The following is a 228-nucleotide window of genomic DNA, read 5'->3' as shown; positions in this document are numbered from 1 at the left end:
CCCGATACCTGCATGTCTTAGCAAGGCATCAATTTGCGGCTCGCGCCCACGGAAGCGCTTAAACAGCTCCATAGGTTCTTCACTGCCACCCATCTCTAGGATGTTATTTAGGAAGCTTTGTCCTGTCTCTTTGTTAAAAATACCCTCTTCTTCAAAGCGAGAGTACGCATCCGCAGACAGCACTTCAGCCCACAGATAGCTGTAATAGCCCGCACTGTATCCACCGGC

Annotated in this window: 1 protein-coding gene; it reads right to left on the bottom strand. The window is 50.4% G+C overall.

Going from position 1 to position 228, the window contains the following annotated elements; translation table 11 throughout:
• Positions 1 to 228 (bottom strand): M3 family metallopeptidase (locus AB4585_RS23480; RefSeq protein ID WP_372171183.1); only part of this gene is annotated, 228 nt, incomplete at both ends.

The sequence above is a fragment of the Vibrio sp. 10N.222.49.C9 genome, assembly GCF_041474985.1.
GTDB classification, from domain to species: domain Bacteria; phylum Pseudomonadota; class Gammaproteobacteria; order Enterobacterales; family Vibrionaceae; genus Vibrio; species Vibrio crassostreae_C.
The sequence above is the reverse complement of the archived record's forward strand: the minus strand, read 5'-3'. Positions and strand labels throughout refer to the sequence as shown.